Below are 20774 nucleotides of genomic sequence, written 5' to 3'. Positions count from 1 at the left end.
CACTAAATTCATTACTTATCATGATTTATTCATTAATTAAGGTTTAATATGATTTTACCAGTAATTATGGCGGGTGGTTCCGGCTCGCGATTATGGCCTTTGTCTCGGCAGCAGTTTCCTAAGCAGTTTTTAACCTTGTTAGGTGAGCATTCAATGTTGCAAACCACGGCTAAGCGCCTAGCGGGTATTGCCCATTCGCCTGCGTTAGTCATTTGTAATGAAGAACATCGATTCTCGGTTGCCGAGCAATTTAGATTAAATGGTATTGCCAATAGTGGGATTGTGTTAGAACCTGTCGGCCGTAATACCGCCCCAGCAATTGCGTTAGCTGCCATGATGGCTATACGTAATGGCGATGACCCAGTTATGTTGGTATTAGCTGCAGACCATGTGATTAAAAACGAAGCGGCTTTTTGTGATGCAGTAATAAAGGCCATGCCACTTGCTGACCTAGATCAGTTAGTCACGTTTGGCATAGTGCCAACCGTACCTGAAACCGGTTATGGCTATATTCAGCGAGGCGATTTGTTAGCCAACGAGTTAGGCTTTGCAATTACTCAGTTTGTTGAAAAGCCAAACCTTGCTACTGCACAAGATTATATTGCGACAGGGCAATATTATTGGAACAGCGGCATGTTTATGTTTAAAGCCAGTACCTATTTAAACGAGCTTAAATTACACAGCCCTGCCATTTTTGCAGCGTGCGAAGCGTCTATGTTAGAAGTAACCCACGATGTTGATTTTGTTCGCATTAGCAAAGCGGCTTTTGAGTCTTGCCCAGACGATTCGATTGACTACGCCGTAATGGAAAAAACCCAACACGGCGTGGTAGTGCCTATGGATTGTGGTTGGAGTGATGTTGGCAGTTGGTCAGCTTTGTGGGAAATAGACGACAAAGACGAGCATGGCAATGTGTTTAAGGGCGATGTGATTGGTATTAACTCTCATAATACCTATGTCAATGCCAGCGAAAAATTAGTGACTACTATTGGCCTGGATGATGTTGTGGTGGTTGAGACTAAAGACGCTATTTTAGTGGCTAAACAGTCTGAGGTGCAGCAGGTTAAACAAGTAGTTGAGCAACTTAAAGCTGAGAAACGTAGTGAGTGGCAGCATCACCGCGAAGTATATCGCCCGTGGGGTAAGTACGATTCAATTGATAATGGTGGTCGCTTTCAGGTTAAGCGTATTACCGTAAAGCCTGGTGCAAAGCTGTCTGTGCAAATGCATCATCACCGCGCCGAGCATTGGATTGTGGTTTCGGGTACCGCCAAAGTCACCAATGGTGATAAAGACATTTTATTAACCGAAAACCAATCTACTTATATTCCTGTGGGTGTAGTACATGCGCTAGAAAACCCAGGTAAAGTGCCATTAGAATTGATTGAGGTTCAGTCTGGTTCGTACTTAGGTGAAGACGATATTGTGCGTTTTGAAGATCGTTATGGTCGAGTTGCGCCAACGGAGGCTAAGTAATGTTGGTAAGCCATAAAGTGATTGAGCACAGTCACATTACCTTTGGTACGAGTGGTGCTAGGGCCTAGTTGAATACTTTAACCCAGATGTGTGCGCAGCGTTTACTGTAGCGTTTATTCAAACTATGCGTTTTGCCTTTAGTTTTAATGCGGTGGCAATTGCAATTGATAACCGCCCAAGCAGTGATGTTATGGCACAAGCTTGTGCCAGTGCTGCTCAACAACTTGGTTTAAGGGTTATTTTTTATGGTGTGCTGCCTACACCAGCATTAGCAAACCAGGCGATGGCGCTATCTATTCCATCTATTATGGTGACTGGAAGCCATATTCCATTTGACCGCAATGGACTTAAATTTTATCGTCCAGATGGTGAAATTACTAAAGCAGATGAGTCGTCGATTATTAATGGTCAGTTTACTTTCGAACCTATTTCCAATCTGGTTGAGCTGCAAATCTCATTAGAGGCGACAAATGCTTATATATCACGTTACCTTGATTTATTTGACAGCCGGTTTTTAGCTGGTAAGCGTATCGGTTTTTACCAGCATTCAAGTGCTGGACGTGACATTTATCCTATATTATTTGAAAAGCTAGGTGCCGAGGTAGTGTTAATTGGGCGCAGTGATACATTTGTGCCAATTGATACCGAAGCCGTGAGTGAGGCAGACCATCAACATGCCTTAGATTGGACAAGCCAATATCAGTTAGATGCGCTGTTTTCTACCGACGGCGATGGTGACAGACCTATGTTAGCCGACGAGCAAGGACAATGGTTACGCGGTGACTTATTGTGTTTGTTATGCGCGCAAGAGTTAAACATCGATGCGTTGGCTATTCCGGTAAGTTGTAATACCGCCGTTGAGTTAACAAGGTCATTTGAATTTGTTATGCGCACAAAAATTGGGTCGCCATATGTTATAGCTGGCTTTTCTGCATTACAGGGCAATTACCCCACATTTGCAGGTTTTGAAGCAAATGGCGGTTTTTTATTGGGTAGTGATATACAGGTTAACCAGCAGCCGCTTAAAGCATTACCCACCAGAGACGCTTTATTACCAATATTAATGGTTTTATTTGCTGCAAAAGATCAAACAATTTCAGCTTTGTCAGCCAATTTACCAACACGGTTTACTCACAGTGACAGGTTAACAGAGTTTGCAGTTGAAAAGAGCAAAAAAATCATTGAATTTGGCCATGCCTTTCCAGGCAAACTATTAGCCCAGCTTGGCCTAGGAGAAAATAGCTTGAGTAAGCTGTGTTCAGTAGATGGGTTACGATTTAATTTAACTACGGGCGATGTAGTGCATTTAAGGCCGTCAGGTAACGCGCCAGAGTTTAGGTGTTATGCAGAAAGTGATTCTTTAAAAAAAGCACAATCTTTAGTTAGTCAAGTTTTGCCAAAGTTGGCATCCTTATCGTTAACTTAGTTATTTTAGGTGAGTCAAATGGACAGACCATCCAAGTTTCAATTTATTGGTTCTTCATCGAGCTTTTTATTCGCATTATTGATATTTCGCTTATTGTGTCCGCGTTGTTATTTATGATGCATGGCTACAATGTGTCGTTTGACAAAGATTACTTATTAGTATTGTCTGGTGTGTTGTTATTGTTTAGTTACCTTGGTGAGTCTGTTGGGGTGTATCGCTCATGGCGTTTAGGCAAGTTCTCGCTAATGTGCCGTTTGTTGGTGATTGTAATAGCGTTGTGTTTTTTGATCATGCTTACAGTGTTGTTTATTTTTAAATACGCTGAGCTTTATTCACGTGTAGTAATGGTGGGTTGGTTTATCACCTCGGTTATATTTTTAATTAGCTGGCGATTAATGGTGCGTGAAATAAAGCGTGTTCGCCGTAGCAAGGGTTTAAATACAGAAAAAGTGGCTATTATTGGCTTAACTCAAACGGGCATGAATCTTCATGATGAGATTTGGAAGCATGACGAATTAGGTTTTGATTGCATCGGTTTTTTTGATGACAGAGAACCCAATAGGATTGTTGATCTAGAGCCAAAGTTAATAGAAGGAAATATTAATCAGGCCATTGAGTTAGCGCGCAGTGGTGATGTACAAAAGTTGTATATTTGCTTGCCGTTATTGGCCGAGCAACGCATTGCCGATATTATTCAGCAATTAGGTGACAGTACAGTTGATGTTCTGATTACCCCAGATTTTCTACTTAAGAATTTAATGAATGGTCGAATTGGTAGTGTTGGCGAGGTCGACACTATTAGTGTATTTGAATCGCCGGTAAATGGCATGAAACGTTTTTATAAACGTAGTTTTGATATTGTATTTAGCCTCTGCGCTATTATTGCGATTTCACCTGTGTTGTTGGCTGTTTCAATAGCTGTTTATATGTCGTCACCCGAGCACAGTGTTATTTAAACAAGATCGTTATGGCCTGGATGGCCGCAAAATTAAAGTGTGGAAATTTCGTTCTATGACTGTGACCGAAAATGCAAATAAAGTAACCCAAGCGCGTAAAGGCGATGCGCGTATTACTAACGTTGGTGCATTTATTCGTCGCACTTCATTAGATGAATTACCACAGTTTTTCAACGTGTTAAAAGGCGATATGTCGGTGGTTGACTTCACGACCACATGCCGTAGCACACAACGAAGAATACCGTAAATTAGTCACTTACTACATGTTACGCCACAAGGTGTTGCCCGGTATTACTGGTTGGGCGCAAATTAATGGCTGGCGCGGCGAAACCGACACCTTAGATAAAATGGAAAAACGCGTTGAATTTGACCTCGATTATATACGTAACTGGACTCTATGGTGGGATGTAAGAATTGTCTTTTTGACATTTTTTAAAGGCTTCGTAGGCAAAAACGTATATTGATTTTAGGTACTAGGGGCGAGGTTCTAGGAACTCGCAAGCTCGCCTGAGAGCGGACTTCGTCCCTAGACTTTTAGTGCGTCATTCCGGGAACGCTTATAAAGCCGGAATCCAGGTGTTTACTTTTTATTACGTCATTCCGGTAATGCTGTTGAGCCGGAATCCAGGTGTTCAGTTTGTAGCTTTCAAGAAAAATCCAAAGCAACACCTAGATTCCTGATACAAGCACTCAGGGATGACGAACGGACAGAAAATCCTAATACCTAATACCTGTAAGCAAAGCGTTCTGTAAACCGTTATCCGTCTATTCTATCGTTTTAAGTTTGCCCATTGACGTATTGCGTCAGTGTTAATTTGTTCCATTATTTATAAGGATATAAGTCATGAATGTACCATTTAAAGTGAGTTGCATAGCCACCATAGTGAGTTCAGTGATACTCGTTTCTCCTGTATCCGCTGCAGATGAAAAAGCTGGAGTCATCCGTACTGAGTCTGGTATTGACTTTACCCCAGGTTTAAACACAGGATTAAAATATGACGACAACATTACAAGTGCAAATGATTCAAGTGAAAAGTTTGATAGCTGGGCGATAACAGTCACACCAGCATTGCAAGCAGAGTTAATTGATGGCCAAACAACCTTTAGCGTCGATGCTGCACTTGAATATGGCGATTACTTTTCAAGTAGCGATGATAATTATTTAGATGGCCTTCTACAAGCCAAAGCAGACGTTGATGTTAACCAATCAAGACGATTTGGTTTTGATGTAGCATATATCGTTGGTCATGAGGATCGCGGTAGTGGGATTTTTGAAGGAACTAGTGGTGCAGACCAAAATGAACCTAATGCCTTTGATGTAACAAGTGTTGGTGGGTATTATGAATATGGCGCCAAAACGACTCCTGCTCGCATTCGTGCGAATGCTAAATATTCTTCTAAAGAATATAGTAATTTTGAATCAGTCACTCAATATCGTAATTTAGACGATACAACTCTAGGGGCGACGTTTTATTACGATACACGTTCAGCGACCAGCATCTTTTTAGATTTTCAACATGTTGATACAGTATATGATCTAACCGACCCTACAGGAGATCGTGACAGCACCACTAACACTGCTAGAGTTGGTGTTGAATGGCAAGCTACCGCATCGACTGAAGGTAGCGTTAAGGTGGGTTACCAGCAGAAAAGCTTTGATAATACAGAGCGTGACGATTTTAATGGTCTATCGTGGGACGCAAAAGTGACCTGGAAACCACTCACGTACTCTGCATTTGATTTTAGTACTGGGCGTACGAGTCGAGATCCTAATGGTGAAGGCGATTTTGTTAGAGGCACGAGTTATGCGGTTAAATGGCACCATGAGTGGAGCGAACTATTTACTTCATCAATTGGATACCAACAAGTTAATGATGACTATACTGGTATTGACCGTGAAGACAAAAGTAAGGTCTATCAATTTGGACTTAATTATTATGTTACTCGCTGGTTAACTTTAAATACTGGTGTAGATATCTTTGAAATTGACTCAACAGACAGCCAGTATATTTATGATAGAAATGTATACTTTATCAAAGCAGAAATGACCTTGTAGGAAAATCATGAAGTATTTAGTAACATTTAGTGCAGTTATTTCTTTGCTGTTATTGACCTTTAAACCAATAATAGCAAATGCTGAAGTTCAAAATTATCGCTTAGGGGCGGGGGATACCATCATCATTAAAGTCTATGGTGAAGATGCGTTAACCTTAGAAACTCAAATAACCAATAGCGGTACAATAAACTATCCCTTTCTAGGTTCATTAAAATTAAATGGTTTAACAATTAAAGAGGTTGAGCAAATTGTGTATAGCAGCTTAAAGGGAGATTATTTTGTTGAGCCGAATGTATTTGTTGGTATGGTTGAATATCGTCCTTTTTATATTCATGGCGAAGTAAAAAAACCTGGTGGCTACCCTTATCAACCTGGGATGACTGTCAATCAAGCTATAGCTCTTGCCGGTGGGCTTACGGAGAGAGCTTCTGAAGATAAAATCGCTATTTCCCGTGAGGGGACAAAAGTAGATTCTGAACGCGGGACTATTAATAGTGTTATTCAAGCCGGTGATACCATTATTATTGAACAGAGATTTTTTTAATTATGCTGCAAGATAAACAAAAAACTATTTATTCAACTGACATGGTTGACTCTTCATTAATTCAAACAGAACAGCTTGTGGATATTAAGAAAATATTATTTCCTATATTGCGATTTAAGTGGCGAATTTTCTTGTTTGCAGTTCTTATTACGGCATTAGCAGTTTTTATCGTATTGAGCATGATACCTATTTATAAAGCATCTTCAATGTTACTCATTGAGTCTGAACAAGCCAAGGCGATTAAAATTGATGAGGTTTATGGTATTAACTCGGGGCAGCAAGAGTATTATTTGACTCAGTTTGAAATTATTAAATCGCGTAGTATTGCTGAGCGAGTTTTTAATAGTTTGAATTTAATAGACCATCCGGCATTCAATCAACCTCCTAGCATGTTTGAGGAGTTTAAGTCTCAATTAAAATTTATACCTCAGGAGTTAACGACTGTAGATAGTCAAATTTCCAGAGAGTTAACTAAACATCAAATGATTGATAGTTTTACCCAAAATATTAGTATTTCTCCAATTCGAAAGACTCAATTAGTAAGAATTAGTTATGAGAGTCCAGACCCTAAATTGGCTGCTGAAGTTGCTAATGCTGTTGGCGATACATACATTATTAGTCAATTAGAAGCTAAGCTTGGCATGACCCAAAAAGCTAATGCTTGGTTAGGTGGTCGATTAGAGGATTTACGCTTAAATTTGAACCTTTCTGAATCAAAATTAGAAAAATTTAAATTCGATAATGGTTTAATTGATGTTGAAGGTGTAACCGCATTAGATGCTAAAGAGCTAGAGCGTCTCAGTGATGAAATTACAGTGGCAAGATCCCGTCTGGCTCAAGCAGAAAGTTTTATGGCTGTAGTGAAGCGTTATGGTGACACCGATATTAGCCGTTTAGAGAGCTTACCAGAGGTCACTTCACACCAATCCATACAGAACGTAAAACGTGAAGTAGTATTAGTAGAACGTAAAGTGTCTGAGTTACAACAGGTTTATGGGCCTAAACACCCTAAAATGATTGCCGCTTTGGCAGAGTTATCTGCTGTACAACAAAACTTGCACAAACAAATAAGCCGACTCGTTCAAGGTATTGAAGATGAAGCGCAGACAGCAGAGCAAAACTTACGTGCATTAGAATCGCAATTTAGAAAAGCTAAAGGGGCATATCAAAATTTAAGTACTAAGGATACAGACTATCAACGATTACTTCGAGAAGTTGATACTAATAGACAACTGTTTGACAGTTTTTTAGCTAGGCAAAAAGAGACTGCTGTGACAGGGGATTTTGATTCACCCGTTGCTCGTTTTACTGATAGTAGCCGTAGTCCCACTAATACCAGCAAAACCAAATAAAAAATTGATTGTGATTTTAGCTTTTATTGCTAGTTTGGGCTTTGCTATGGTACTGGTGTTAATACTTGATGCTCTCAATGATACGATTAAAACCAGTGATGATGTCGAACAATTATTGTCACAACGCTCCTTAGGCTATATTCCGAAAGCCAAAAAAGGCACCAATTATGATGACATTAACTTTGCTTTTTACGATGCAAAACTCCCTTTGCATGCGGAAGCTGTGAGAACGATAAGAACATCCATGTCGTTAATGGCGATGGGAAGTGAATTATCGACCATAGAGGTGACTTCATCAAATCCCAATGAAGGTAAAACCACTACTACGATGAACTTAGCATTTGCTTATGCCACCATGGAAAAAGTATTAATCATTGATGCTGATTTGCGTAAATCCAGCTTAGGTATGCGGTTTGGATTACCAACTTATCAGCCCGGTTTAGCCAATGTGTTGTCGGGAACCGATAGTGTTCAAAATTGTATTGTTAAAGAGGTTAAACCTAACGTAGATATTATGCCAGCGGGTGCTGTACCGCTTAATCCTCAAGAGTTGTTGGCCTCTAGTCAGTTTGCCGAGTTATTGACTGAATTAAAAAAACATTACACTAAAATAATTATCGATACACCGCCAGTTCATGCGGTAAGTGATGCATTAATTATTACTTCTTTATGTGATGCAACAGTATTAGTGGTTAAAGCTGCTCATACCCGCAGTGAATCAATTAAATTGACATTGGCCAAGTTAAACCAAGCTCGAAGTAAGGTGTTTGGTGTGGTGCTAAATCAATTTAATACTAAAGAGGCTCAACGTTATCAAGGAGATTATGGTTATTATCAAGCTTATGGCGCTGAATATGCCATAAAAGACCCTGCGGCATCGAATACGGCAAGCACTAAAACATGATTGATTTACATTGCCATATTTTAGCGGGCATAGACGATGGGGCAAAGTCAGTTGATGAAGCCCTGACGTTAATAAGTCTAGCTGAAAAACAAGGGGTGTCTCGCATGGTTGCGACACCCCATATTCATTTAGGTATTTTTGATAATAACGTACAAACGATTGACGACGCATTTGTAAAGCTATTAACAGCATTAGAACGCGTTGAATATAATATTGAAGTGCGTGCAGCGGCTGAGGTGAGAATATCACCTGAAATAATGTTATTTATTGAGCAAAAAAAGCTGCCCTTTATTGGGCGATTTGAAGATAAAGATGTACTGTTACTTGAGTTACCTAGTAGCCATATTCCGCCCGGAACAGATAAATTAATTAATTGGTTGTTAGTTAATAATGTATTACCAATGATTGCTCACCCTGAACGTAATAGAGAGTTACAAGCTCACCCAGATAGAATTACTCCATTTATAAAGTCAGGTTGTTTGTTGCAACTTACCGCAGCGTCAATCGTTGGAGATATGGGGCCATTACCGCAACAGTTAAGCGAGTATTACTTAAAACAAAAGTTATATTCTATTGTTGCTTCTGATTGCCACTCACTTAAACGTCGTCCCCCCAAATTAAGTTTAGCTCGCGATACAATTACGACATTAGTGAGTGATGAGTATGCTTATTTATTGACGACTGAAACCCCTCATACTATTTCTCAATCACTGTTTGATAAGTCGAGTTAATTGATGATTAAAGCTAATCTGTCAGTTAGGCGAGGTGGTTATCTGTTAATCATGGTCGTGTTGTTGGGCTTATTACCCATATTACTGCAAAAAGGATTAGCGAGTGCTTATCATTTTAAATCCAAATATTATATTGATAAATGGCAACAAACAGGCAATCCCACATCTTTACAGTATTCGAACGCCTTATTAGCTGCAGATTATGCTTATACCATTGATAGCGAAAATCCCCATTATTTATTGACCTTAGCGAAAGTGATGGAGTGGGGCGTTTTTTCTAGTTTGGCGCAACCTAACAATCAAAGCTTTAACCTCTTGTATTCAAATGCCATTCAACAACGGCCTAATTGGCCTAATGCCTATAGCGATTATGCTTACAACTTGGCTATTATTCAGCAAGACTTGAGTAAAGCATGGCCGTATTTAGAGCAAGCATTGATTTATGGCTCGTATACGCCTGAGGTGTTTCATCAAGTGTTGGCAATCGGTTTTGCATCTTGGCCTAATTTGTCTGTTGAGCAAAAATCATTGGTGTTTACAACAGCTAAAAAAACAGCTGCTGCTAATTGGCGTATGCGCAAGGATTTAAAGTTATTGGCAAGACAATATGATTTAACGGCTGTGGTATGCAATTATTTGAAATATGCAACGCCAGCCAATCCAGCTAGTGATGAGCAATGGATAAAACAGGATTTGTGCCGCAAATGAAACTGAATCCTACCTCATGGGGTACTAATCACCTTTTTGACAAAATAATGATTGTGGCGATTTGTATATTAATTGTATGGCTCCCATTCCGTTAGGCAGTAATCGTATTTGGGCATTGGCGATTGTAGAGTTCGCGATTGTATGCTTAGCTTTTGCTCATGTTGCTTACTGTTATAAACATAATTGCCTTTTGTTGTATTACCATTGGCAAAAACACTTATTGGTTCCCACTGGCATAATGCTGGCTTATTTGTGCTTTCAATTACTTAATTGGATCCCGGCCATTGATACTGTTGACCCATATCAAACCGCACAACAGTTACTAAAAACCTTTTGTTTGACGTTGTTTATTTTATTAATTAGCCAGTATTGCCGCCAGCAACAAGCCTTGCGTTGGCTATTGATTGCGATTGTTGTATCTGGTTGTTTCCAGGCCTTTTATGGTACGACGTTAAATTTACTGCAGTTAGAAGCATCGCCTATTTTTGGTTATCACGACGGTGATAGGGCTCGTGGTTCATTTGTGTATCAAAACCATTTTGCGAATTATCTTGCACTTTGTTTAAGCATCGCTTTTGGATGGCTGTTGTCTGAGCTTAAAACTAGCAAGTCTGATACTGATTTTAGGCAAAAATTAATCGACTTATTGTCTACTTTGTTTAGTCGTAAAATCATTTTACGACTGGCTATTGTCATTATGGTGATCGGTCTCATTTTGAGTCGATCTCGCATGGGCAATGCAGGCTTTTTTACTGCGCTTGGGGTCGTGTCACTGTTATCGATGTTTATCTACCGCAGGCCTCCAACATTGTTTAAACCATTAGTTATCAGTATTTTTATTTTAGATTTACTTATCGTAGGGTCTATTTTTGGCGTCGATAAAGTAAAGCAAAGGTTAGAAGACACTTCTTTTAGTTCAGAAACTCGCGATGAAGTGGTTATTGACAGCATTCCCATCATAAATGATAACTTATTAACTGGTACTGGTGGTGGCAGTTTTTATACTGTTTTCCCGCAGTATCAACCCCAGTTTTACTCAGGTTTTTACGACCATGCCCACAATGAATATGTGCAGTTTGTCGTTGAATATGGTGTGGTGATGACCGCTATTTTAGGCTTGTGGGTGCTGTATGCATTTTGGTTAGCATGCCAGACCATGTATTTACGAAACAATAAGTTTTATAAAGGTGTTGCATTTGGCTGTGCGATGGCCATTGTGCACATGCTAATCCATTGTACGGTGGATTTTAATTTGCAATCACCTGCCAATACCTTGCTGTTTTTAACTATTTTAACTTTGTGTTGGCTGGTGCGATATTTGCCATCGGATAAACACAAAAGAGTGAGATAGCCGCAGAGCTTGCGAGTTCCCATTCGCTGTCATTCCTGCAATGTCGTTTTGCAGGAATCTAGGTGTTTCTTTTAAGAATCAAGGTCGCTGCGCTGCAAGTCACAAGGTCGGACTTCGTCCTGCAAGAAAAACCTGAGCAAAGGCAACACCTGGGTCCCGGCTCAAAAGCGTTACCGGGACGACGAAGTAATGGGCGGTGTTGATGTGACGTGTTTCTTTACCGCTCGTCATTCCTGAGATCTGTTATCAGGAAGCCAGGTGTTTCTTGTCGCATTTGCACTTGACTTTTTTTGACCTTGTATTTGACTTGCTTGTCACTTGTCACTTGTCACTTGTCACTTGTCACTTGTCACTTGTCACTTGTCACTTGTCACTTGTCACTTGTCACTTTTACCTTTTATTTTTTAACTTTGCTATTAGCTCACGCTAAATAAGGATGTTTATGAAAGTTGTAATCCCCGTTGCCGGTTTAGGTACTCGTATGTTGCCTGCCACTAAAGCCATTCCTAAAGAAATGTTACCTTTAGTTGATAAACCGCTTATTCAGTACATTGTCGATGAATGTGTCAGTGCCGGGATTAAAGAAATTGTGTTGGTGACTCATGCCAGTAAAAACGCCATCGAAAACCACTTTGATAAGTCGTATGAGCTCGAGTCAACGTTAGAAAAGCGTGTTAAGCGTCAGTTATTACACGAAGTGCAATCTATATGCCCTAAAAACGTGACCATTATGCATGTGCGTCAAGGTGAGGCTAAAGGGTTAGGGCATGCTATATTATGTGCCAAACCTTGTATTGGTAATAATCCGTTTGCGGTTGTACTTCCTGATGTGATTTTAGATTCATATTCAGCCGATCAACGCACTGAGAATTTAGCGTCTATGTTAATTCGCTATCGTGAGTCTCAAGCCAGCCAAATTATGGTTGCACCTGTGCCAGAAGACCAAGTACATAAATATGGTATTGCTGATTGTGGCGGTGAAACCATTAACCCAGGTGACTCAACCAAAATATTAACCATGGTTGAAAAACCGGAAGTAGGCAAAGCACCATCAAATTTAGCTGTTGTCGGTCGTTATGTATTGTCTGAAAAAATTTGGGACTTATTAGAGCGCACATTACCAGGTGCTGGTGATGAAATTCAGCTCACAGACGCTATTGATATGTTGATTGAATCTGACACGGTTGAAGCTTTTAACATGACAGGTAAGTCACACGATTGTGGCGACAAATTAGGTTACTTAAAAGCCTTTGTTGAATACGGGTTACGCGACCCTAAGCTTGGCGGCGACTTTAAGAAAGAACTCGCAGGTTTATTAGAAGAATATAGATAAAGCATAGTAAGCGGATATCTGTTTACAGAATGCTTCGCTTACAGATTCAAGGTCGCTTGCGCTGCAAGTGACAAGGTTGGACTTCGTTCTGCAAGTAAATGCAAATGCCCTAAAGTTAACACTTGGATCCCGGCTCGAAAGCGTTACCGAGACAACGGGTTTTTAGGTATTACTGGGGTTAATTGAAATAACTATTTTATTTTGTGTAATCAATAACTTAAGCTGAATGTAGTTAATTTGGTGTGGCCAATGGTGACAGGGCAACCGCATGAGTGCTTACTTTTTGAACTCTATGTTTGACCTGCAAGTAAAAGAACAAGAAACCATCCTAACGATGAAGATTTATCGAACTACGGAAGTTTATTAAATGACCTAAATTTGTTCGAAAAATACTCTCGACCTTACTCTGCTCTATACGCGAACCACAGGTAAGCTTTAAATTCGTGGGGATCCCTTAGAATCAGCCCTTGCTCATTACACGCAAGTTATGTTCGATGACATATTGGTGAGGAGTTTATTTCTGATTCATCTTTCACTAAATCTCTCATCAAAAGTAATGATTATTTAGTACAACTTAAATCTCGACGAAATGATTTTGCATTTATAAATATGATAGAACTTTTATGTAATATCTAATGTGGATGAGTTTAGTTGTAAGGTTATAGTAGGTGAAGAAATTTTTACTTTTTATTATGAGTATTTAACAGTAGAAGCTTCTAGATTTATTACTATAAAGTATGTGGTACCTTTATTGTAATGTCCTTTATAAAAAATATTAAATGAATGTAGCATTTAAGTTTTCAAGGGTTAATTATGGTGTTTAGGAACGATATAAATGGCTTGCGAGCTTTTGCTGTTATTTCTGTGGTGTTATTTCATTTTAATTCTAATTGGATGCCCGGTGGATTTGCAGGTGTAGATGTTTTTTTTGTTATTTCTGGTTTTTTAATGACGGGAATTATTTTTAAAGGGATTGAAAGTGACAGATTCTCTATTATTAGGTTTTATATTTCGAGAGCAAACCGAATTGTTCCCGCTCTAGCTTTACTTTGTTTTGTATTACTTTTTTTGGTTGGTTCCATTTGATTCCTTTAGATTATGGTTCTTTAGGTTACCATGTAGTAAGTAGCTTAAGTTTTACATCAAATATAATATACTGGAAAGAAGCTGGTTATTTTGATGTAGCTTCTCATGATAAATGGTTGTTACATACTTGGTCTTTGTCGGTTGAATGGCAGTTTTATATAATTTATCCATTATTTTTAGTAGGTTTAAAAGAATTTTCTCTATTGAAAAAGTTAAAGCCTTAGTTTTAGTTGGTACTGTAGTTGGATTTGTTTTTTGTGTTTTTGCTACTTATAAATGGCCAGAAGCATCATATTTTTTATTACCAACTCGGGCGTGGGAGATGATGTTTGGAGGCGTTGCTTATCTTTATCCTGTAAATGTTTGTGATGTTAAGAAAAAAATAATTGAAAGAGTCGGTTTTTTTAATATTAGGTTCTTTTTTAATATCTAAAGATAATTATTGGCCAGGGCATTTAGCGTTATTCCCTGTTTTAGGTACTTTTTTAATTATTTTAGCACAAAGAGATGATAGTCTAATTACAGGTAGTTTTTTTATTCAGAAAATCGGAATGTGGTCGTATTCAATTTACTTATGGCACTGGCCTTTGGTCGTGGCTATTTATTATTACTCTCTAAGTTATGCATTTGTTTTTTTAGCTTTGTTTCTATCTTTTTTCTAGGTTTTTTAAGTCATAGATATATTGAGAAAATTAAATTTGAGTTGGTTGTAAGTAGACTGATTCACCTTTTTAAATGTATCCCTGCCTATATTGCTTTAATTATTATATTTTTAGGAAGTATTGTTTTTTACGGCGATGGCCTAAGTTCTCGGTTCCTTTTTCCAGTAAATTCAGCGAAAACTGTTAAAAAAATAAATAAACAACTTGTCATGCCTTCAAGGGGTAATGGATATTGTTTTTATTCATTTACAGCTGGTTCTGATTTTGTTGATGCTGCTTCTGGTGCAGAATGTTATTTAGGTGATAAAAGTAAAAGGCCTTTAACTTTGCTTTTCGGCGATTCTTATGCAGGGCATAACGAACCATTTTGGGATGAAATATTTAAATCTAATAATCAATCATTCCAATCAATTTCTACTAACTGGTGTGTGCCATCTTTAACTAATAATTTCACAGGTTCTAAAACGCATTTGGCATATCAACAGTGCTTGCTCAATCGAGAATTCCTAAATGAGAATATGCGTGATTATAGAAATATTATCTTTGCAGGATCATGGGATACTGTATTAGACATGGGGCAGTTTGAAGATGTCATTGCTGTAATAGATAAGGCTTCACAACTTGATATTAATGTTTTTATAATGGCTTCGCCATATCGATATAAGAAAAACCCATTGTCAAATTTCTACAAAAGCATTTATTTTGATATCCCATTATCGATTAATACTATTCCTAGTAAGGATGCAATAAATGCAGAAGCAAATTTACTTTTAAAAGCAATAGCTTCTAATTATAAAAATGTTACTTATGTCGGTAGAGATATTATTTACAGTAAAGATAATAAATTCTTAGTCAATGGGATTAGTGTTCCGTACAGTTTAGATGGTGGTCATATTTCTATTTTAGGATCTAAGTATTCTGCAAAATATTTTATGAAAAATGCTGAATATCAGAATGTTATGGACAAGTTTGATTTTAATTGAATCTAGTCCATAACAAATATATTGAATGTAAATATGAAATGACATAATTAGGCTTGGAATTAGCATAGTGGTGTATTAGCAACCTCTTTTTTAGCATTGTTAATCATTTTTAGTGTAGTAATATTGCACTAATTATAGTATTCAAAACGTAACTATTAATATTTAGCCCATTAAGTTCTTCAAAATAAATGCTCTATCCGTCCATCGTGCTTACATCAATGCTTTGCCTTTTAATAACTTGCGTAGCCACATTCTGTTAGGGCTGAGTAGGGCTTGTAGCTCCAGATTAACAGGTGACAGTTGGCCGCAGAGATTTGCGGCTAAACATTCGGCAACGAGTGAGCCATGAGCTTAGGCCACGGGAGCCGAGGCCGCCGAGTACGTATAACCCTTCATATATAGGTGCTGGTGTGGTTTGCCAGTAACGTTGCCATTGGCTTGGTTTGTCTTTTGATTGTTGCTGAATAGCATATCGCTTAAATAACTCATCTACATCGGTTGCGCAGCCCATTACTGGGAAGTGGTCGCGGCTGACCATTCTTACGCCAACTCTGGCATCGCTGTTTGAAACATCAATATCGTTTGGCCAGTTTGAATGAGGGAAGCTTTGCTTCATCTTTAGGCTGTTTTCGTGTTGCTCTTGTGGGCAAAAATTAAGGTGCTGTGGATCTTTAACATAACTTGCACCTACACAGTGTTGCTTGTTGTGTTGTGGTGTTAAGTAGCCGTTTGCACATATTACTGTGGCAAGTTGCGCCAGTTCACCTTGCGCGGGTATATGGCTGACTTGACCTCTAAAACCGCTAATTTGCAACTGTTTTGTTTGTAATAAGTCGGTAATGTGAGCGCCCGATGCCAAAACAAGTTGTTGATGGGTTGCAATGGCGGGCTCATTTTTATTGGAATAGAGTGCCCAACCTTGTGGCGCATGATTTTATCTCGTTGATATGGCTATTATAAACAACAGTAACGTTAGCTAAGGTTTGCGCTTTGGCGATAGCGGCTTGTGCAAATTCAAACGGGCAGACCCACCCGCCTAGCGGATAATAAAACCCTGATTTATCAATATCGAGATTGGCGATTTGGCTTGCCTGTTTGGCATTAACGGCTGTCGCGATTTCGGCTGGCCAGTGCTGGCCATTTATGATTTTGGTTAATCTTGTTTCGCTGCGCTCGTCGAACCCTGTGTGCAGTACCCCACACCATTGATGGCCAATGTGAAAGCCGTCATCAACTAACGACTCAATTTGACGGCGGCTGAATAAAAACGCTTGCTGAAAAAACTGGCTTAATGGGTCATTTTCTGGTGTGAGTAACGGGTAGATTGCACCTTGTTTATTACCTGATGCGCCCTGGCCTAGCTGTGCATCTTTGCAGTAAATAATACTGTTTTTGCCTCGTTGTGCTAACGATAAGGCAAGGCTTGTTGCGGCAATGCCACCGCCAATGATGGCAATCGCATCATCTTTTTCGATTGTTGATGGCAAGGGGTTATAAGCAAATTGTTGATTAAGGTGTTGCCTCATCGCTTGCCGCTCTGCCATTGCAATATCATCAATGCTTGTTGGTATTTCTGCTAAAATAGTATTAAAGCCGCAAAGGGTTAATTGCTTATCGATTGTGTTTGCGCTGGTGTCTTCGGTTGTTGTTGACGCTCTGTAAAAACTGGCGTTATCACTGCTGAATCGAGCATATTGCCATAACACGGTTTGATTAAAATAGTGATCTACTTGGTTTGGTTGGCTCGTACAGGGTAAGGCAAACCAATGATGAATGCGTTGTTTGCATGGCGTGGCAACGCGTTTAAGTTGTTTGAGCGGTTCGCCATAATACACATCAATCATTAGCCGAGTGTTATTGAGTGTTAAACGCTGACAACCATCGATGGCGGCGAGTTCTGCATTAAGCAGTGCACTGGCGTATGGCATTAATGGGTGCTTGACGTTTAACAGCCCTTGTTGTTGCCACTTTTTTTGCAGCTGTTGTCGATTGATAGATTGATTTGCAATAACAATAAGGTGGACACTTAATTGAGGCGTTTTGTGGATTGCCGCTTGTAACAATAATATTTCATGGGCATCGGCAATACCTAACTGGCCAAGCGTGAGTAAATTATCTTGGTTATGTGCAATGGTTTGACCGTCACTGGTTTGCAATACAGTGTCTATATACTGCTGTACTGACTGATAGTATTGATTTTGGTAATCGCTATTATCGCCCAACAATTGGCTTTTGTGCTTAGTTTGTTGATTGTGTAACGCAGATAACAAAGTGGTTTTATTCAAAATATTTTACTCAGGCCACATAACTTGGCATTATTTTACCTGCGTTTATGGAAAGCTGACCACTTAATTGCTTCAAACCAGCTATTATTGCCGCAATTAAGTACCGACATGTACCAAATGGATAGCAAAAAAATGAAAAGAGTTGTGATCACCGGAATGGGTGTTGTTTCAAGTATTGGTAATAACAAGCAAGAAGTAACAGAGTCGCTTAAAGCGGGTCGTAGCGGTATTACTCACTCAGCGCAGTTCGAAGAAATGAAGTTACGCAGCACTGTTTGGGGTGATATTAAAATTAACCCAGCTGACCACATTGATCGTAAAGCACTTCGCTTTATGGGTGATGCCGCCGCTTATGCATACATTGCGATGCAAGAAGCGATTGCTGACGCTAACTTAACTGAAGAACAATATTCTAATTTCCGTGTTGGCCTAGTTGCTGGTACGGGTGGTGCGTCGTCTAAAAACCAGGTTCAAGCTGCTGATACGCTACGCGAAAAAGGCGTTAAACGTGTTGAATCCTATATTGTGCCACGTATTATGGCCAGTACCGCGAGTGCATGTTTAGCCACTCCATTTAAAATTAAAGGTGTGAACTATTCAATTAGTTCTGCTTGTGCAACTTCGGCACACTGTATCGGCCATGCTGTTGAGCTTATTCAAATGGGTAAGCAAGACATGGTATTTGCTGGTGGTGCAGAAGAAGTTGATTGGACGCTAACCATGGGCTTTGATGCAATGGGCGCGTTATCAACTAAGTATAATGACACTCCAGAAAAAGCGTCACGTACTTATGATGCCGACCGTGATGGTTTTGTTATCTCTGGCGGCGGCGGTATCGTTGTAGTTGAAGAGTTAGAGCATGCTTTAGCACGTGGTGCAAAAATTTATGCTGAAATCATTGGTTATGGTGCATCTTCAGATGGCTATGACATGGTTGCTCCGTCTGGTGAAGGTGCTGTACGCTGTATGCAAATGGCACTTGCTGATGTTGATGCGCCAATTGATTATATTAACACTCATGGTACATCAACACCTGTTGGTGACATGCGTGAGCTTGAAGCTTTGCGTGAAGTGTTTGGTGACAACGTACCGGCTATTGCATCGACCAAGTCTTTAACGGGTCACGCATTAGGTGCAGCAGGTGTGCATGAAGCCATTTACAGCATGATCATGATGGAAAGCAGCTTTATTGCGCCAAGCATTAACATCGACAACGTTGATGAAAAAGCGGCAGGTATGCCAATTGTACAAGAAATGCGTGAGGCAGAGCTTAACACCATAATGAGCAACAGCTTCGGTTTTGGTGGTACTAACGCCACACTAGTGATGCGTAAATACAAAGCATAATCAGGTGCTAGCAGCATAGACTGCTAAATCTTAACAAAGCCAGCATTGGAAACAACGCTGGCTTTTTAACATCTAGGAGCTAGGTTCTAGGAACTCGCAAGCTCGCCAGAGAGTCGACTTCGTCCTGCTAGGGGCTAAGGGCGAGGTCCTAGGTTTTAGATTCTAGGTTGTTTCGTCTGTCGTCCCGGTAACGATTTTAAAGCCGGGATCCAGGTGTTGATTTTGCGGGTATGTCTTTGCTTGCAGGACGAAGTCCGACCTTGTCACTTGCTGCGCAGCGATCTTGTTACTTTTTAAGCCATTTGCCATTGTAAAATTGTGCTGGTTTTTCTCGTTCCTTTGTTGGCTTTGGTATAAGATACGGCGCATAAAAATGCGATGTGTAGTCGTTAAATTCGCTAACAATAAGATACCCGAATGAAAATAATTGCTGATGAAAACATGCCGTATGTTGATGCCTTGTTTGGCGACCTCGGTGAGATTGAATATGTTAATGGCCGTAATTTAACCGCTGAACAGGTGAGTGATGCTGATGTGTTGTTAGTGCGCTCGGTAACTAAGGTTAATGCGGCATTGCTTGATAATGCACAAAAGCTTAAATTTGTGGGTAGTGCCACTATTGGTACTGACCATGTTGCCGTCGATTACCTCGCTGCACGAAAAATCCCTTTCACTAATGCGCCAGGATGCAATGCCACTGCCGTGGGGGAGTATGCATTTATTGCGATGCTAGAGTTGGCTCAACGTTTTGGTGAAAACCTACAAGGCAAAGTGGTGGGGATTGTTGGTGCTGGCAATACTGGCACTGCCGCAGCCAAATGCTTAGAGGCTTATGGCCTAAAGGTAATGCTGTGCGACCCAGTTAAAGCAGAACAAGGCGATAGCAGAGAGTTTGTGTCACTGGACAGTTTAATCGCTCAAGCCGATATTATTAGTTTACATGTGCCCATTACTAAAGGTGGTGAGCATAAAACCTGGTATTTATTTGATGAGGCACGTTTAAATCAACTAAGACCTAATACCTGGTTGTTAAATTGCTGCCGTGGTGAAGTGATAGATAATCGCGCGCTAATTGCGTTTAAGCAACAACGAGACGATGTCAAACTGGTGCTTGATGTATGGGAAGGCGAACCCAACCCTATGGCTGAGTTAGTGGCTTTAGCTGAGTTTGCTACCCCGCACATTGCAGGTTACAGCCTAGAAGGCAAAGCCCGCGGTACCTTTATGTTGTATCAAAAACTGTGTGAAGTGTTAGGACTGGAGGCGAATAAATCGTTAACCAGCTTGCTGCCGCCATTTCAATTTAACCAAGTTTATCGTCAAAATGAATTGAGTGAAGGGCAGCTATTAACTTTGTCGCGCCTGGTATATGACTTACGTGATGATGATAGAAAGTTTAGAGGCTGTTTTGCCACGACAACAGGCTTTGATCAAATGCGTAAAAACCATACCTATCGTCGTGAGTACAGTGCCATTACACTTAAAAGTGAAACTTTGGCGACTCCAGCAGATCATTCGATGTTACGTACATTAGGTTTTAATTAATTACACTGTTTTTGGCTACGATAAATGGG

General features: G+C 39.8%; 18 protein-coding genes and 1 pseudogene. 18 read left to right on the top strand and 1 reads right to left on the bottom strand.

Annotated features, from left to right (window positions below):
- Positions 1-48 precede the first annotated feature (48 nt).
- The 16 genes from N4T56_RS11930 (at position 49) to N4T56_RS11865 (ending at position 15568) form a co-directional block, all read left to right on the top strand.
- A complete protein-coding gene (locus N4T56_RS11930) occupies positions 49-1476 on the top strand; it encodes a mannose-1-phosphate guanylyltransferase/mannose-6-phosphate isomerase (protein WP_261733376.1) in 1428 nt (475 codons plus the stop codon).
- 88 nt (positions 1477-1564) lie between these two features.
- Positions 1565-2902, top strand: coding sequence for a phosphomannomutase (locus tag N4T56_RS11925; RefSeq protein ID WP_315903046.1), 1338 nt, complete (start codon positions 1565-1567; stop codon positions 2900-2902).
- A 131-nt stretch (positions 2903-3033) separates the two neighbouring features.
- A complete protein-coding gene (locus tag N4T56_RS22510; RefSeq protein WP_315903045.1) occupies positions 3034-3858 on the top strand; it encodes a hypothetical protein in 825 nt (274 codons plus the stop codon).
- Positions 3848-4105 (top strand): sugar transferase, encoded by a 258-nt coding sequence (locus tag N4T56_RS22505; protein ID WP_315903044.1) that lies wholly within the window; start codon positions 3848-3850, stop codon positions 4103-4105. Before N4T56_RS22510 ends, N4T56_RS22505 begins: the two co-directional genes overlap by 11 nt.
- Complete coding sequence (locus tag N4T56_RS22500; protein ID WP_315903043.1) at positions 4059-4322, top strand: sugar transferase; 264 nt, start codon at positions 4059-4061, stop codon at positions 4320-4322. The genes N4T56_RS22505 and N4T56_RS22500 overlap by 47 nt, the downstream gene beginning before the upstream one ends.
- Before the next feature lie 380 nt (positions 4323-4702).
- Positions 4703-5914, top strand: coding sequence for an outer membrane beta-barrel protein (locus tag N4T56_RS11915; protein ID WP_261733375.1), 1212 nt, complete (start codon positions 4703-4705; stop codon positions 5912-5914).
- 7 nt (positions 5915-5921) lie between these two features.
- On the top strand, positions 5922-6458 hold the full coding sequence (locus tag N4T56_RS11910; protein WP_261733374.1) for a polysaccharide biosynthesis/export family protein: 537 nt from the start codon (positions 5922-5924) through the stop codon (positions 6456-6458).
- A gap of 2 nt (positions 6459-6460) precedes the next feature.
- Positions 6461-7810 (top strand): GumC family protein, encoded by a 1350-nt coding sequence (locus N4T56_RS11905; RefSeq protein ID WP_261733373.1) that lies wholly within the window; start codon positions 6461-6463, stop codon positions 7808-7810.
- 10 nt (positions 7811-7820) lie between these two features.
- Complete coding sequence (locus N4T56_RS11900) at positions 7821-8714, top strand: polysaccharide biosynthesis tyrosine autokinase (RefSeq protein ID WP_261733372.1); 894 nt, start codon at positions 7821-7823, stop codon at positions 8712-8714.
- Positions 8711-9445, top strand: a complete 735-nt coding sequence (locus tag N4T56_RS11895) for a tyrosine-protein phosphatase (RefSeq protein WP_261733371.1) — start codon at positions 8711-8713, stop codon at positions 9443-9445. The genes N4T56_RS11900 and N4T56_RS11895 overlap by 4 nt, the downstream gene beginning before the upstream one ends.
- Before the next feature lie 3 nt (positions 9446-9448).
- Entirely contained in the window at positions 9449-10153 is a 705-nt protein-coding gene (locus tag N4T56_RS11890) for a hypothetical protein (protein ID WP_261733370.1), read from the top strand.
- A gap of 61 nt (positions 10154-10214) precedes the next feature.
- Positions 10215-11504 carry an O-antigen ligase family protein gene (locus tag N4T56_RS11885; protein WP_261733369.1) on the top strand — a complete coding sequence of 430 codons (1290 nt, stop codon included), beginning with the start codon at positions 10215-10217 and terminating at the stop codon, positions 11502-11504.
- Between the two features lie 442 nt (positions 11505-11946).
- Positions 11947-12837, top strand: coding sequence for a UTP--glucose-1-phosphate uridylyltransferase GalU (galU, locus tag N4T56_RS11880; RefSeq protein WP_261733368.1), 891 nt, complete (start codon positions 11947-11949; stop codon positions 12835-12837).
- 813 nt (positions 12838-13650) lie between these two features.
- Positions 13651-13923, top strand: coding sequence for an acyltransferase family protein (locus N4T56_RS11875; RefSeq protein ID WP_315903042.1), 273 nt, complete (start codon positions 13651-13653; stop codon positions 13921-13923).
- 145 nt (positions 13924-14068) lie between these two features.
- On the top strand, positions 14069-14356 hold the full coding sequence (locus N4T56_RS11870; protein ID WP_261733367.1) for a hypothetical protein: 288 nt from the start codon (positions 14069-14071) through the stop codon (positions 14354-14356).
- Between the two features lie 141 nt (positions 14357-14497).
- Positions 14498-15568 (top strand): SGNH hydrolase domain-containing protein, encoded by a 1071-nt coding sequence (locus N4T56_RS11865; protein ID WP_261733366.1) that lies wholly within the window; start codon positions 14498-14500, stop codon positions 15566-15568.
- A gap of 210 nt (positions 15569-15778) precedes the next feature.
- On the opposite strand, the pseudogene mnmC reads toward N4T56_RS11865, so the two are convergent.
- Positions 15779-17724 (bottom strand): annotated as a pseudogene (mnmC, locus tag N4T56_RS22760) (FAD-dependent 5-carboxymethylaminomethyl-2-thiouridine(34) oxidoreductase MnmC).
- A 261-nt stretch (positions 17725-17985) separates the two neighbouring features.
- On the opposite strand from mnmC, the gene fabB reads away from it, so the two are divergent.
- Together fabB and N4T56_RS11845 are read left to right on the top strand one after the other, a co-directional pair.
- The gene (gene fabB / locus N4T56_RS11850) at positions 17986-19200 is read left to right on the top strand and encodes a beta-ketoacyl-ACP synthase I (protein WP_261734812.1); all 1215 of its coding nucleotides are present in this window, start codon (positions 17986-17988) and stop codon (positions 19198-19200) included.
- 417 nt (positions 19201-19617) lie between these two features.
- Positions 19618-20745, top strand: a complete 1128-nt coding sequence (locus tag N4T56_RS11845) for a 4-phosphoerythronate dehydrogenase (protein WP_261733364.1) — start codon at positions 19618-19620, stop codon at positions 20743-20745.
- Positions 20746-20774 lie beyond the last annotated feature (29 nt).

This window comes from Shewanella phaeophyticola, assembly GCF_025398315.1.
GTDB classification, from domain to species: Bacteria; Pseudomonadota; Gammaproteobacteria; order Enterobacterales; family Shewanellaceae; genus Shewanella; species Shewanella phaeophyticola.
The sequence above is the reverse complement of the archived record's forward strand: the minus strand, read 5'-3'. Positions and strand labels throughout refer to the sequence as shown.

Bases quoted from the DNA above. Each gene is read 5' to 3' on its own strand.
- N4T56_RS11930 (WP_261733376.1), top strand. From the start codon at position 49: ATGATTTTACCAGTAATTATGGCGGGTGGTTCCGGCTCGCGATTATGG.
- N4T56_RS11915 (WP_261733375.1), top strand. From the start codon at position 4,703: ATGAATGTACCATTTAAAGTGAGTTGCATAGCCACCATAGTGAGTTCA.
- N4T56_RS11910 (WP_261733374.1), top strand. From the start codon at position 5,922: ATGAAGTATTTAGTAACATTTAGTGCAGTTATTTCTTTGCTGTTATTG.
- N4T56_RS11905 (WP_261733373.1), top strand. From the start codon at position 6,461: ATGCTGCAAGATAAACAAAAAACTATTTATTCAACTGACATGGTTGAC.
- N4T56_RS11895 (WP_261733371.1), top strand. From the start codon at position 8,711: ATGATTGATTTACATTGCCATATTTTAGCGGGCATAGACGATGGGGCA.
- N4T56_RS11890 (WP_261733370.1), top strand. From the start codon at position 9,449: ATGATTAAAGCTAATCTGTCAGTTAGGCGAGGTGGTTATCTGTTAATC.
- galU (WP_261733368.1), top strand. From the start codon at position 11,947: ATGAAAGTTGTAATCCCCGTTGCCGGTTTAGGTACTCGTATGTTGCCT.
- N4T56_RS11875 (WP_315903042.1), top strand. From the start codon at position 13,651: ATGGTGTTTAGGAACGATATAAATGGCTTGCGAGCTTTTGCTGTTATT.
- N4T56_RS11870 (WP_261733367.1), top strand. From the start codon at position 14,069: ATGGCAGTTTTATATAATTTATCCATTATTTTTAGTAGGTTTAAAAGA.
- N4T56_RS11865 (WP_261733366.1), top strand. From the start codon at position 14,498: ATGGCACTGGCCTTTGGTCGTGGCTATTTATTATTACTCTCTAAGTTA.
- fabB (WP_261734812.1), top strand. From the start codon at position 17,986: ATGAAAAGAGTTGTGATCACCGGAATGGGTGTTGTTTCAAGTATTGGT.
- N4T56_RS11845 (WP_261733364.1), top strand. From the start codon at position 19,618: ATGAAAATAATTGCTGATGAAAACATGCCGTATGTTGATGCCTTGTTT.